At 47.9% G+C, this 13,789-nt stretch carries 9 protein-coding genes and 2 riboswitches; of the genes, 3 read left to right on the plus strand and 6 right to left on the minus strand.

Features of this window, described 5'->3' with window-relative positions; all coding sequences use genetic code 11:
* The 3 genes from BLQ13_RS02130 to gcvH form a co-directional block, all read right to left on the minus strand.
* Positions 1-2,109 carry a BglG family transcription antiterminator gene (locus BLQ13_RS02130; RefSeq protein WP_090915473.1) on the minus strand — a complete coding sequence of 703 codons (2,109 nt, stop codon included), beginning with the start codon at positions 2,107-2,109 and terminating at the stop codon, positions 1-3.
* A 66-nt stretch (positions 2,110-2,175) separates the two neighbouring features.
* Positions 2,176-3,639 (minus strand): PTS mannitol transporter subunit IIBC, encoded by a 1,464-nt coding sequence (locus tag BLQ13_RS02135; RefSeq protein WP_090915475.1) that lies wholly within the window; start codon positions 3,637-3,639, stop codon positions 2,176-2,178.
* 443 nt (positions 3,640-4,082) lie between these two features.
* Positions 4,083-4,475, minus strand: a complete 393-nt coding sequence (gene gcvH / locus BLQ13_RS02140) for a glycine cleavage system protein GcvH (RefSeq protein WP_090915477.1) — start codon at positions 4,473-4,475, stop codon at positions 4,083-4,085.
* A gap of 344 nt (positions 4,476-4,819) precedes the next feature.
* Positions 4,820-4,942: riboswitch (glycine riboswitch) on the plus strand.
* Positions 4,943-4,945: 3 nt separating this feature from the next.
* Positions 4,946-5,046, plus strand: a riboswitch (glycine riboswitch).
* Between the two features lie 229 nt (positions 5,047-5,275).
* Here gcvH and gcvT point away from each other — a divergent pair.
* From gcvT to gcvPB, 3 genes are all read left to right on the plus strand, one after another.
* Positions 5,276-6,418 (plus strand): glycine cleavage system aminomethyltransferase GcvT, encoded by a 1,143-nt coding sequence (gene gcvT, locus BLQ13_RS02145; RefSeq protein WP_090915479.1) that lies wholly within the window; start codon positions 5,276-5,278, stop codon positions 6,416-6,418.
* A complete protein-coding gene (gene gcvPA, locus BLQ13_RS02150) occupies positions 6,415-7,770 on the plus strand; it encodes an aminomethyl-transferring glycine dehydrogenase subunit GcvPA (RefSeq protein ID WP_090915481.1) in 1,356 nt (451 codons plus the stop codon). Before gcvT ends, gcvPA begins: the two co-directional genes overlap by 4 nt.
* Positions 7,771-7,856: 86 nt before the next feature.
* Entirely contained in the window at positions 7,857-9,365 is a 1,509-nt protein-coding gene (gcvPB, locus tag BLQ13_RS02155) for an aminomethyl-transferring glycine dehydrogenase subunit GcvPB (protein WP_090915713.1), read from the plus strand.
* A 256-nt stretch (positions 9,366-9,621) separates the two neighbouring features.
* Here the strand turns inward: gcvPB and ptsP are convergent, their stop codons facing one another.
* The 3 genes from ptsP to ptsG all read right to left on the minus strand — a co-directional run bounded on the left by ptsP (position 9,622) and on the right by ptsG (position 13,734).
* Positions 9,622-11,334 (minus strand): phosphoenolpyruvate--protein phosphotransferase, encoded by a 1,713-nt coding sequence (gene ptsP, locus BLQ13_RS02160; protein ID WP_090915483.1) that lies wholly within the window; start codon positions 11,332-11,334, stop codon positions 9,622-9,624.
* Positions 11,327-11,602 carry an HPr family phosphocarrier protein gene (locus BLQ13_RS02165; RefSeq protein WP_036617010.1) on the minus strand — a complete coding sequence of 92 codons (276 nt, stop codon included), beginning with the start codon at positions 11,600-11,602 and terminating at the stop codon, positions 11,327-11,329. Before BLQ13_RS02165 ends, ptsP begins: the two co-directional genes overlap by 8 nt.
* A gap of 77 nt (positions 11,603-11,679) precedes the next feature.
* Positions 11,680-13,734, minus strand: a complete 2,055-nt coding sequence (gene ptsG / locus BLQ13_RS02170; RefSeq protein ID WP_090915485.1) for a glucose-specific PTS transporter subunit IIBC — start codon at positions 13,732-13,734, stop codon at positions 11,680-11,682.
* Positions 13,735-13,789 lie beyond the last annotated feature (55 nt).

The following is a 13,789-nucleotide window of genomic DNA, read 5'->3' on the forward strand; positions in this document are numbered from 1 at the left end:
TTAAATACCTCCAATTTCATTTTTACTGCGATAGAACCCAACCAGTTCACGGGAAAGGTAATGGATGATTTCATCCCTGTTTCCTTTGCCCAGCAGTGTAATCATCTCTTCTTGCAGAAGCAGTGCACTAATCTCGCTGAGCACCTCCAAACTTTCTTTGGACAACTCCTTTGGCCCCAGCATCAGTAATACATGACTGACACCTTCCGGGTCCTCCACTGTTCGAAGCAGAGGTTCCTCTAGTTGAAAAAGACTGATGGACGGCTTGTAGATACTCTCACTCCGTGTATGGAAAAGGGCCAGCTGCGTCCCGGGAATCTTCTGACTTCCCATCGACTCGCGAACCTCAAGTAACTTGGCAACCTCACCCGGGTCCTTCAATATGCCTGAGCGATGTGCAACCTTACACATCCCAAGCACACTTTGAGCAAAATCAAGATGCGCATTATCCATTGCATGTACCTGAAACTTACCGATAATGCGTACAATTTCAAGCAGCGTTGCTTCCATTCCGTCCGCATCGGAGATTCTACGAGTGGTTGTCTCATTGCCCATGTCGCGGGATTTGCGATGTTGCCGCTGTAACGTTGTAGTTTTGATAAAATGTCGCAAGCTCTCGCTTTCTTCGCCTGTCAATAGCGGACTGACCTTGTAATACTGATCTTCCTCCATCGGTAAATCGACCGTAGACAACACCAGATCATACTCATCGGTTGGCATTCGTGCGGCTTCGTACCAAGAGACACTGTCTATAATCTGGATCTCCGGAAATTCCTTCGACAACCGACTGGATAACATGCGCGAGGAGCCAATGCCACTGTTGCATACAACGATGGCCCGAATTTCCTGCTTCAATGCTCGCAACCGTTCAATGGATGCACCAAAGTGCATGACTAGAAAACCGATCTCCTCATCCGGCACTTCTGCTCCCGGCCATGCATGCAACACGGACCTTTTCACCTGTTCAAAAAGAGTGTCATAATCCTTGCGAATCTGCTGTAGCAGTGGGTTACGTATCATCTGATGCCCTTCAAGTCGCTCCATTACCGGTACCATATGTGCAATTAAACCTTCACGTAGCAAGCGGTCTTCATGAAACGCATAACCTGTTCTTTGTTGCATCTGGTCCGTAAGCGAATGCACCCTGTCCATCAGAATCAGATCATCGATCGGAAGCAGTCGTGAAGAATGAATCTGCTGTTCTGTCTCCGTAAGCAATTGGTGAAAATAAGCTTGCTCTTCATCCGAGAAGCCGACTCCAAGCTGTGAGGATAGAACACTGCAAAGGCGCGAAGCCATGAAAACTGGCACTCTCTCTTCATGTTGCTCCGCCACGGTCCCAGTGCCTGCAATCGTTCTTATCCCTGAGGAAGAACGTTCTATATTAAAACCTTTACGTATCCGAACCACAGCTGCTGATAACTGAATGAGCAGTTTCATATACTGCCGTTCAGGTATCTTTTCAAGCCATTCGATATCCGGTTGCCATAGTGCATTTTCAATGGTAAGTACATCGCTATGACCAATCATACTGAGCAACTTTTGATTAACGATGGAGCCTCCTTGCTCAGGCTGTCTACCAAAGAGATCCGACTCATCCAGTACTTCCAAAGCAAGCGCTGCAATGGCTCTGCGATGAATGGCTTCACTTCCGGTGATTTTGACACCGTAGCCTCGCCTTCGAACAAGCTTCAGACCCGCCTGCCGAATGCGTGACTCCAGATCATCCAGATCGGTGGTGACCGTCGAAACGGTCACTTTGAGATCCGAAGCGAGAGCAAGAAGTTTGACCGGCTCAGCTTCATCCAGCAGGATGCAAAGCATGAAGAGCTTACGCTCTTCCGGCGTAAACTCTACATATTCATTACCCTCCAGTTTCTGGCGTAATGCACTGAGGTCATCTGAACCGGAATCAATGCGTATTCCGGTTCCCGACTTTTTTTCGAGGCGCATACCGAGTGGTTCAAGCCACTGTTCAATCATCAGCAACTCACGATGCACGGTACGTGTACTCACTTTTACTTCAACGGCAATTTCACCCGCCGTGACTTCATGGGGATGTTCCAACAGGAATTCCACGATTTCACGTTGTCTTTTGGTAATACTCATATCTCAGCCTCCGGCTCTGGGAAAACGGCTGCCCTTGTTTGAAGCTGGTTCGCAGTCTGCTCCCTTTTACTTCAAACGTTCAACAAGCGCATCGTATTCCGGGCTTTTTAGGAAGTTGTCAATGGATATATGCTCTGCATTAGGTGCTACCGACCGTGCACGATCCGTTAGTGTTTTTTGCGTAATAACAACGTCTGCGTCTTGCGGAATTTCACTGATCGCCGTGTTAGTTACAGCAACCTCAATTCCTTCGGCTTTCATTTTCTTACGCAGAATCGAAGCACCCATAGCACTCGAACCCATACCTGCATCGCAGGAGAAAACAATATTTTTCACATCTGCTTTTGCCTTGGATGCAACGGAAGTTGCGATATCCGCTGCTCTGTTCGCTTCATGGTTATCCGCTGTGATGGTTGCGTTTGCCGTGTTGCCTTGACTCTTCATATCTTTCATTCGGCTGGAGGCTTCTTCCAGATCCTCTTCCTTCTGTTTACCCGTTTTGAGTAGCAGAGAGGCAATCAGGAAGGAAACCACCGCTGCCACGATAACCCCGGCAAGCATTGGGATATATCCACCTTTTGGTGTCAACAGGAAATAGGCAATGATACTGCCTGGTGATGGTGCCGAAACCAATCCCGCGCCAGTTAGCATGAACGTTAACGTACCCGCTACACCGCCGGCGATGGCTGCCAGAATCAAAATAGGTCTCATCAGGATGTACGGGAAATAAATCTCATGAATCCCGCCGAAGAAATGAATGACCACCGCACCAGGTGCAGAAGATCTCGCCATTCCACGACCGAAGAAACAATAAGCGAGCAAAATACCTAGTCCCGGTCCCGGGTTAGACTCAAGCATGTAAAGAACGGATTTACCTAATTCTCTTGCCTGATCTGTTGCAATTGGTGTTAAAATCCCGTGGTTAATGGCATTGTTCAGGAACAATACTTTACCCGGTTCAATAATCAGATTGACGAGTGGTAGCAAGCCCAGGTTCATCAAACCTTGTACGCCTGCAGACAACACTTTGCTAATGGCCTCTACTGCCGGCCCGATACCGAGCAAAGCAAAGATCGCCAAAATACCGCCGATAATTCCTGCCGAGAAATTGTTGACCAGCATCTCAAAACCGGCTCTGATCTTGCCCTCAATGGATTTATCAAACTTCTTGATCACCCATGCACCGAAAGGCCCCGCAATCATGGCCCCGAGGAACATTGGAATATCCGTTCCGACAATGACACCGATGGTCATAATCGCCCCGACGACACCACCACGTGTGCCATGCACCATCGTACCCCCGGTGTAACCGATCAGTAGCGGCAGCAAATAAGTAATCATCGGCCCTACAAGCTGCTCTATTGTCGCATTCGGAAACCATCCTGTTTTAATAAACATCGCTGTAATTAATCCCCAAGCAATAAATGCTCCCATATTGGGCATGACCATACCGCTCAGAAATCGTCCGAAGCGTTGCACACCAACACGTAACCCACCTTTGGAATTGGATGTTTGATCCAAATTACTCATTGGTTTATCCTCCTTGAATCAAGTCATTATTCTTATGAAAGGGGTATCATTGATCCCCTGCTGTAATCCTAAGCGAGAAACCCTTCCTGTTCAATCAAATGAAAGCGTACTTTCGTCATGAACATTGATGACAACATTGGATTATGTAATCGCTTTTCATTAGGAATATATGCTCAATCCGTTGATACGCAAGGCTTTTCTTGCCTATGACTTTATTCATATACAACATACAAAGCAATAAAATAGCTTGGTCCGTTTGCATTTTTTTTATTCATGATGCTATGTCACTCCTATTCAATCTCCTCCAAAATACGTAAAAAAACAGCAAAAAACCTGCGTAAGCTCCATAGCTCACACAGGTTTAAAGAACAAGATTTTTTATATTCAAACGAGATTATATATATGTCAATAAGTACAAATCAACTCGACAATCCAGTCGAATTCTATTCCTCAGTATGTTTAAGATAAGCATCCGCCTTCAGCAATGTGGATAATGCAGCTGCTACATCTCCATCGACACGGATTTCGATCATCCAGCCTTCTTCATAAGGAGAACTATTGACCAGTTCTGGCGAATCCTGCAAAGCTTCATTCACTGCAACAATGGTGCCGCTGACAGGTGAGAACAGATCAGATACCGTTTTGACGGATTCAATCGTACCGATGCTGTCTTCTGCTTTTACACCGGCTTCAAGATCAGGCAATTCTACAAACACAATGTCACCCAGCTGATGCTGCGCGAACTCGGTAATGCCAATACGTACGGTATCCTCCCCTACGGTTTGCACCCATTCGTGCTCTTTACTGTACAGGAAATCATTTCTCAATTCGCTCATCGATATCCGCCTCGCTTTTCATTAATGAGTGCATGCGTTCTTTGACCTTCACCTTTTTCCCAAACAACAGCGTATGATATTTCAGATTCAAATGTCAAGTTAGCTCACAGTTTATTTAAATTTCGACACCTCACCGTGTGTCCTCACACTACTCTTTCTGCATATAATGGTGAATATTAGAATAGTAAGCGCACTCTTTTAAAATAACCGAACATTAATATAGTATAAACATTAAATATTCGTATTTTACACAATTTCAATGATATCGTTCTTGACATCAGGACTGTATTCACGTTTTAATGAGAAGAGCAACTGAAGTTAATTGGACTACGTATGAACCGCGGATGAATGTAAAGGGAGAGATTGCCCGTACACCCGGTTTGGGGATGTGCATGAGGCGGCGCCGAAGGAGTAAACCACCGACAAGCGGGGGTGAATCTCTCAGGCAAAAGGACTTTTACAGGACGCAACTCTGGAGAGCATCTAAACGTCCTATACGGACGTTATGATCACCCAAGGGGAAACCTGTCTGAATAAACGGCGGGGTAACTCTCAGGTACAAGGGACAGAGCCTAAGAATACAGCGTGCTACTTGGCATGCCGGTTCTTTGGCCTGTCCTTTTCCTTTTTCCCCAAAAATGAATTGCAGGTTCTAGAATCGTACTGAACATAACCAATGAAAAAATGTAGAACAGTCGGCTGTTAACTCTCGATTACCAAAATTACTTAAGCATTATTGATCTGGCTCACAGTACGTGTTTTCATACTTGGCCTACTACGGCCCATGACGAGGTGATTGGATGTCTGATTTATTAAGAACACCACTCTTCCCCCTATACGCGCAATATGAAGGTGTACGTTGCATTGATTTTGGCGGTTGGGAGTTGCCCGTGCAGTTTAGCGGTATTCAAAAAGAGCATGAAGCCGTGCGCGAGCGCGCCGGGCTGTTTGATGTATCCCATATGGGCGAATTCACCGTAACGGGTGAACAGGCAGAAGCCTTTTTGCAAAACATGACAACCAACGACGTGAGCGCAACTGTACCAGGTCAGGCACAATACACACTGATGTGTTATCCCGATGGCGGTGTAGTGGATGATCTGCTCATCTATAAACTCGCGGAGCAACACTACATGCTGGTCGTCAATGCCTCCAATATCGACAAAGACTGGGCATGGTTGCAGGAGCACATTATACCTGGGGTGAACATGACCAATGATTCCGAGCAAACGGCGTTGCTTGCGCTACAAGGCCCTTTAGCGGTCGATATTCTCTCGAAGGTTACAGGTTCAGAGATTGATGCAAGCTCCATCGAACCGTTCCGCTTCGTGCAGCATGCCGAGGTATGCGGAGTAAAGCTACTGCTATCACGAACCGGTTACACCGGAGAAGATGGCTTTGAACTGTATGTTGCAGCTGATCAGGCAGCCCTCGTATGGAACGGACTGATGGAAGCCGGTGCTGATGTAGGCCTCGTTCCAGCAGGACTTGGTGCACGTGATACACTACGATTCGAAGCGAAGTTGCCTTTATACGGGCAGGAATTATCACCAACCATCTCTCCACTGGAGGCAGGGCTGGGCATGTTTGTGAAACTGAACGCCGGGTCTTTTATCGGACACGAAGCTTTGTTGCAACAAAAAAATGACGGCCCTGCCCGCAAGCTGATCGGTATCGAAGTGCTGGAGCGTGGCATACCGCGGCCCCATTACCCGATCTATGCGGATGGCGTTCAGATTGGTGAAGTGACAACCGGTACACAATCGCCAACCTTGAAACGTAATCTGGGGCTTGCCCTGATTGACAGCAAATATACTGCACTGGGTACACCACTGGAGATTGAGATTCGTGGCAAAAAGCTAAAAGCCGAGGTCGTCAAGACCCCTTTTCATAAACGGACACGTACGTCAAAGACACCTACCCAAGGAGCTGAGCAAGCATGAGCAAGCATCGCTACATCCCCATGACAGAACAAGACCAGAGCGCTATGCTGGCCACGATCGGCGTGGATACTCTTGAAGATTTGTTCAAAGATATCCCGCAGGAAATTCGTTACCAAGGCGAGTTGCCTGTGTCCTCCAAACTGGATGAATATGCCTTAACTCGCCATATGTCAAAGCAAGCTGGCTCCAATGCCAACTTTGAAACACACGCCAGCTTCCTCGGCGCAGGCATCTATGACCACCACATCCCTTCAGTCATCAACCATGTCATTTCCCGTTCGGAGTTCTATACAGCCTACACCCCTTATCAGCCGGAGATCAGCCAAGGAGAATTGCAGGCTATCTTTGAATTTCAGTCGTATATTTGTGAACTGACAGGTATGGCGGTAGCCAACGCGAGTATGTATGACGGAGCAACGGCCTTTGCAGAAGCTGGTAATCTTGCCGCCGCAGCTACCCGTCGCAAACAGCTTATCGTATCTCGCACCGTGCACCCTGAAGCCCGTCAAGTATTGCAGGCATATGCACATGGCCTGAGTCTGGAGATTGTAGAGATTGGTTATAAAGATGGGGTTACCGATTGGGATGCCCTGCAAACGGCCATTTCGGAAGATACCGCAGCGGTTATGATTCAGAGCCCGAACTTCTTTGGTGCCGTGGAAAATATAAAACAGGCTGCCGACCTTGTGCACACGCACAAAGGGCTGCTCGTGGTGAGCGCCAACCCGCTGTCGCTCGGTTTGCTGGAAGCCCCAGGCAAGCTGGGCGCCGACATCGTTGTAGGCGATGCGCAGCCCCTCGGAATCGCCGCTTCGCTCGGCGGACCCACTTGCGGATACTTCGCCGTGTCCCAGGCTCACATGCGCCGGATTCCTGGTCGAATCGTCGGCCAGACGACCGACCGCAACGGCAAACGCGGTTTCGTGCTTACGTTGCAAGCACGTGAACAGCACATTCGCCGTGAAAAGGCGACGTCCAACATCTGTTCAAATCAGGCTTTGTTAGCACTCAGTGCTTCTGTCTATATGTCTACCATGGGAAGACAAGGCATGATTGATGTTGCTGATCTGAATTTGCAGAAGAGTCACTATGCACGAAATACGTTAACAGCTATTTCCGGAGTGAAACTCACTTTTACTGCCCCTACGTTTAACGAGTTCGTCATCCAGCTCCCTGAAGAAACCGATGTGGATGCTCTTCAGCTGAAACTGCTGGATGCAGGCTTCATCGGCGGTTATGAACTCGGACGTGAATATTCGGAACTGGCAGGACATATGCTCATTGCGGTCACCGAACGACGCAGCAAAGAAGAGATCGATGAATTCGCACGTGTATTGGAGGGATCGCTGTGACTCAGGAAACGACCACAAAAGTAACCATTGCGGGAGCTTCATCGGAAACATCTAACCTACATCAGTCAGTCAATGTGCAGACTGGAATGGACTCGCAAGCATTAGGAAATTCGACCAGTCCGCAAGTCGCACCATCCGTTGCTCCCGAACAAACTCTGATTTTTGAACTGAGCAGTCCCGGACGTGTGGCCTATTCCTTGCCGGAATGTGATGTTCCCCGTCAGCATGCTGATACGTTGATTCCCCGGGAAATGCTGCGCTCGGAAGCGGCCGCGTTGCCGGAAGTATTCGAGGTTGATGTTATTCGTCATTATACGGCATTGTCCCGCCGCAACTTCGGGGTAGATAACGGCTTTTATCCACTTGGTTCATGTACAATGAAATACAATCCAAAGATCAACGAAGATGTAGCACGTTACAACGGCTTTGCCAAGATCCATCCCTATCAGCATGAATCCAGTCTTCAAGGTGCTCTCGAACTGCTCCATACTTTACAAAATGATCTTGCAGGTCTGACCGGTATGGATGCCGTAACCCTGCAACCTGCTGCCGGTGCACACGGGGAATGGACCGGACTTATGATGATTCGAGCTTATCACGAAAGCCGTGGCGAACTGCGTACCAAGGTTATCGTACCGGATTCATCTCATGGCACGAACCCGGCCAGCGCAACCGTAGCTGGATTCGAAACGGTGACAATCCCGTCGCGTACGGACGGTCTGGTCGATCTTGATGCTCTCCGTGCAGCAGTCGGTTCAGATACCGCAGCACTCATGCTGACCAATCCGAATACGCTCGGCTTGTTTGAAAAGGATATTCAAGAGATTGCGTCCATCGTACACGAAGCTGGCGGATTATTGTATTATGACGGAGCTAACTCCAATGCCATCATGGGCATTACACGTCCGGGAGATATGGGCTTTGATGTGGTGCATCTGAATTTGCATAAAACGATGAGCACACCTCACGGTGGTGGTGGACCTGGTGCCGGACCTGTCGGTGTGAAGAGCCGCCTGATCCCGTTCTTACCTAAACCGATGGTTGTTCAAAATGATCAAGGCATGTACGCTCTGGATTACGAAGGAGATCAATCGATCGGTCGGGTCAAAGCCTATTATGGCAACTTCGGTATTCTTGTTCGTGCTTATGCTTATATCCGCACTTATGGACCAGAAGGGCTTCGCCGTGTGTCCGAATGTGCTGTGCTGAACGCCAATTATATGATGGCTCGCCTGGCACCTCATTACGAGATTCCTTATCCTGGCGTGTGCAAACATGAATTTGTCATGTCAGGCCGTGGCCTGAAGCAGTATGGTGTACGCACACTGGATGTAGCCAAACGCCTGCTGGACTTTGGCTATCACCCGCCAACCATCTACTTCCCGCTTAATGTCGAGGAGTGCATTATGATTGAGCCAACGGAAACCGAGAGCAAAGAGACGCTGGACGGATTTATCGATACAATGATCCGTATTGCGAAGGAAGCCGAAGAAACACCGGAATTGGTGCTCAACGCTCCGTACGGCACGCCGGTAACTCGTCTCGATGAAACGACCGCAGCACGCAAACCTGTATTAAACTGTGCTTGTAGCTAAATAAGTTGTGCTTAATTTACACGGCCCACTCCGTTAAAAGAATAATCCCCTTGTGTATGATGAGGCGTTCTCTCCTTCTCACAAGGGGGTTTTCTTTATCCTTTTATCGCATTTGTAACATCAGCCGCCGTTTCACTTGTCAGAAACAAAAAAAGCCGGTCTCCACTACTACGTGGACACCGGCAATATTGCTGCACTAAGTCAGCCCTTTATCGGAAAAAGAAAGACCTCAGATCCGGAGGAAACTCCGGCAAAATTACGCTTGAATGCTTTGAACCAGTTCAACCACTTGTTCAGCGGTTTGCATTTCCAACGCTTTGGCAGCGAGTTCCTGCATGTCCGCACGGGACAATTTGGTGATTTGGCTACGCGCTGGCAGAATGGAAGTTGCGCTCATGCTGAACTCATCCAGTCCAAGACCAAGCAGCAATGGAATTGCTGTTTCGTCTCCTGCCATCTCACCGCACATGCCAGCCCATTTACCTTCACGATGCGCTGCATCGATAACCATTTTGACCAAACGCAAAATAGCTGGGTTGTATGGTTGGTACAGATAAGATACACGTTCGTTCATCCGGTCAGCAGCCATCGTGTACTGAATCAGATCGTTAGTACCGATACTGAAGAAGTCTACTTCCTTGGCGAATTGATCTGCCATCACAGCTGTTGATGGAATTTCGACCATGATCCCGAGTTGAATGCTGTCGGAAACAGCGATCCCTTCAGCAACCAGCTTTTCCTTCTCTTCGAGCAGGACAGCTTTGGCTTCACGGAATTCACCCAGTGTTGCGATCATAGGGAACATGACACGCAAGTTTCCGTGTACACTTGCACGCAGCAACGCACGCAATTGAGTACGGAAGATATCCAGACGGTCCAGACACAGACGAACTGCGCGGAAGCCGAGGAATGGATTCATTTCTTTTGGCAGATCCAGATAAGGAAGCTCTTTGTCTCCACCGATGTCAAGTGTACGAACTACAACAGGTTTGCCTTCCATTTTTTCGAGTACCGCTTTATAAGCATTGTACTGAATATCTTCGGAAGGAAGCTTGTCTCTGCCCATGTACAGGAACTCGGTGCGGTACAGACCTACAGCCTCGCCGCCATTCTCCAGAACACCTGTAACATCGTTAGGTGTACCAATGTTTGCAGCCAGTTCCACATGAACGTTGTCCACCGTAACCGTTGGTTCGTCACGCAGTTTTCTCCACTCCGCACGCTGTGCATCATACTGTTCCTGTTTGGCACGGTATTCAGCAACGACGTCATCTGTAGGGTTAACCAGAACTTGACCGTCCAGACCGTCAACAATGATCAAGTCTCCTTGTTTCGCTTGAGCCAAGATGTCTTTCGTTCCAACCACAGCCGGAATCTCAAGCGAACGAGCCATGATAGCGGAGTGAGAAGTACGTCCACCGATGTTGGTTGCAAAACCTTTTACGTATTGGCGGTTCAATTGAGCTGTATCAGAAGGTGTTAAATCCTCTGCAAGCACAATCACTTCTTCACTGATTTCAGCCGGGCTCATGAAGTCGATACCAAGCAAGTGATTTAGCACACGCTTCGTAACGTCACGCATATCCGCAGCACGCTCTTGCAGGTATGCACTCTTCATGTTTTCGAACATCGAGATGAACTGGGAAGCTGTTTCATTCAATGCGAATTCTGCATTGATCATGTCATCAGCGATCTTCGCTTTCACCGGATCAATCAGTTCCGGGTCATCCAGGATGAGCAAATGCGATGCAAAAATCTCCGCTTTTTTCTCGCCAAGCTCTTGTAAAGTACGCTCTTTGATTGCCTCAAGCTCAGCGCGGGATTTACCCAGCGCCGAGTCAAGTTTAGCAATCTCTGCGTCAACGTCGTTAATCTGGCGTTTTTCTACAGAGTAGTCAGGATGCTCCAAGATAAACGCCTTGGCGATAGCAATACCCGCCGAAGCCGCGATCCCGGAAACATTAAGCATTAATTTCGCCCAACCCTTCGTTAACCATAACGTCTGTCAGAGCTTGAAGAGCTTCAGCTTCGCCTTCACCTTCAACGATGATGCTGATGGTGTCACCTTGCTCCAGACCGAGGGAAAGAACGCCCAGAATGGATTTCAATGTTACTTTTTTGCCGTTAGCTTCTGCGAAGGATTCAGCACCTTTGAATTTGTTTGCTGTATTAACCAGGGCAGTTGCCGGACGTGCGTGGATACCATCTTCGTCTGTAATTCTGAATGTTTGTTGCATTACAATCATCTCGCTTTCAGTAGTTTAGTTTAGGCATTGCATATATTTACACTTGCTTGCCATCGTTGGAACAGTTCTTATTTTATCTCAATGATCGGCTGATCGCCAACTTTGAGCACGCCACTCTTCTTCAAAGTGACGGTAGAACCTTCTGGCAGGTTGGTGAATATCACCGGAGAAATGATCGAAGGAGCGTTCGCTTTGACATACTCCAGATCCACTTCCATAATCGGTTGTCCTGCGGATACCAGGTCACCTTCCTGAACCAGTACGTTGAAACCTTGGCCTTTCAGTTTCACCGTATTAACACCTATGTGTACAAGCACTTCCTTACCGCCGTCGGACATGATGCCCACGGCATGTTTGCTTGGAAATACATTAAATACTTTACCATACACAGGGGATGTAATCGTTCCGTCATGTGGCAAAATGGCGAACCCGTCACCTGTCATTTTCTCAGCAAAGACTGGATCAGGTACATTGGTAATATCCATCAGCTCACCATTGACTGGCATCACGATATCCTCTGTGACAATGCGTTCACCTTGTTCTCCTTGTGCTTTCTCCTCTTCAGGAGTTGGTTTAACTTCAGCAACTGGAGTTGGTGCAGGTGTACGCCCTGCAATGATATCTTGCATCTGGGACTTGATCGTATCGGAACGTGTTCCGAAGATGGCTTGAACATTATTACCCACTTCAAGCACACCAGATGCACCCAATTGTTTCAAACGATCTTTTTGTACATTGGATTTCTCATTCACTTCAATCCGCAAACGAGTAATACATGCATCCAGATGTTTAATGTTTTCCTTCCCGCCAAAGGCTTCGAGGATATTGTGAGGCAGATCGTCTGTGGAGCCTGAAGAACCGCCGGATGCAGTTTCCGCAGATGCCTCTTCACGTCCAGGTGTTTTGAGATTGAACTTGCGAATGATCAATCGGAATCCGAAGTAATAGATCACGGCAAGGATCAAACCGACGATAATAACATCCCACCATGGTGTGCGGTTTGGAATGATACCAAAGATCAGGAAGTCAATGAAACCGCCTGAGAAGGTCATCCCGATCTTGACATCGAGCAATTGCATCGTCATGAAAGACAAACCTGCAAAGATACAGTGTACTGCAAACAAAATCGGTGCTACGAACAGGAATGAGAACTCGAGTGGTTCTGTGATCCCTGTCAGGAATGATGTCAGCGCAGCTGAACCCATGATCCCTGCAACATATTTTTTATGCTCAGGTCTTGCTTCATGGTACATCGCAAGTGCCGCTGCCGGCAAACCGAACATCATGAACGGGAATTTACCAACTTGGAACGTTCCCGCAGTCAATTCAACGCCATCGCGCAACTGGCTGAAGAAAATCTTTTGGTCCCCGCGAATAACATCGCCGGCTTTGTTCACATATTCACCGAACTCAAACCAGAATGGGGAGTAGAAAATGTGATGCAGACCAAACGGAATCAGTGACCGTTCTACAACACCGAAGATAAAGGCCGACAAAGTCGGGCTGGTATCTACCATGAAGTGAGAAATGGCATTTAATCCGTTCTGGATTGGTGGCCAGATGACCACGAGCAGTAACCCTAACAACAGGGAAACTACTGAAGTGACAATAGGAACAAATCGTTTACCCGCAAAGAATCCAAGGTAAGACGGCAGTTCAATTTTGAAGAACCGATTGTAACACAGCGCTGCAGCGATACCAATAATGATACCTCCAAAAACCCCTGTGCTTAGTGTAGGAATACCCAAGATACTTGCATAACCAGGTACTTTGCCGATCATGGCAGGCGTAACACCTACTGCAGAACCCAGAGTTACATTCATCACCAGGTAACCGATGATGGCTGCAAGCCCTGCTACACCTTCACCGCCAGCGAGTCCAACAGCTACCCCGACAGCAAACAGCAATGCCAGATTATCAAATACGATCTGACCTGCGTTCATCATTATAGTTGCAATCGAGTTTACCCACGGAGTATCGAGCGCAGTCACATATTGCAGGAAATCCGGATTCACCAGCATGTTACCAATTCCGAGTAGCAAACCTGCGGCTGGCAAGATCGCTACAGGCAACATGAGAGCTTTACCTACTCTTTGCAATACACCAAAAAGCTTTTTAAACATCGCGTCGTATTCTTCCTTTCGTCTAAGTCTGTATGTCGTGATGCAAGCAATGGAA

The organism is Paenibacillus polysaccharolyticus (genome assembly GCF_900102085.1).
GTDB lineage: Bacteria > Bacillota > Bacilli > Paenibacillales > Paenibacillaceae > Paenibacillus > Paenibacillus polysaccharolyticus.

Coding starts and splice junctions, on each gene's coding strand:
- BLQ13_RS02130 (WP_090915473.1), bottom strand. CDS start 2,109: ATGAGTATTACCAAAAGACAACGTGAAATCGTGGAATTCCTGTTGGAA.
- BLQ13_RS02135 (WP_090915475.1), bottom strand. CDS start 3,639: ATGAGTAATTTGGATCAAACATCCAATTCCAAAGGTGGGTTACGTGTT.
- gcvH (WP_090915477.1), bottom strand. CDS start 4,475: ATGAGCGAATTGAGAAATGATTTCCTGTACAGTAAAGAGCACGAATGG.
- gcvT (WP_090915479.1), top strand. CDS start 5,276: ATGTCTGATTTATTAAGAACACCACTCTTCCCCCTATACGCGCAATAT.
- gcvPA (WP_090915481.1), top strand. CDS start 6,415: ATGAGCAAGCATCGCTACATCCCCATGACAGAACAAGACCAGAGCGCT.
- gcvPB (WP_090915713.1), top strand. CDS start 7,857: ATGGACTCGCAAGCATTAGGAAATTCGACCAGTCCGCAAGTCGCACCA.
- ptsP (WP_090915483.1), bottom strand. CDS start 11,334: ATGCTTAATGTTTCCGGGATCGCGGCTTCGGCGGGTATTGCTATCGCC.
- BLQ13_RS02165 (WP_036617010.1), bottom strand. CDS start 11,602: ATGCAACAAACATTCAGAATTACAGACGAAGATGGTATCCACGCACGT.
- ptsG (WP_090915485.1), bottom strand. CDS start 13,734: ATGTTTAAAAAGCTTTTTGGTGTATTGCAAAGAGTAGGTAAAGCTCTC.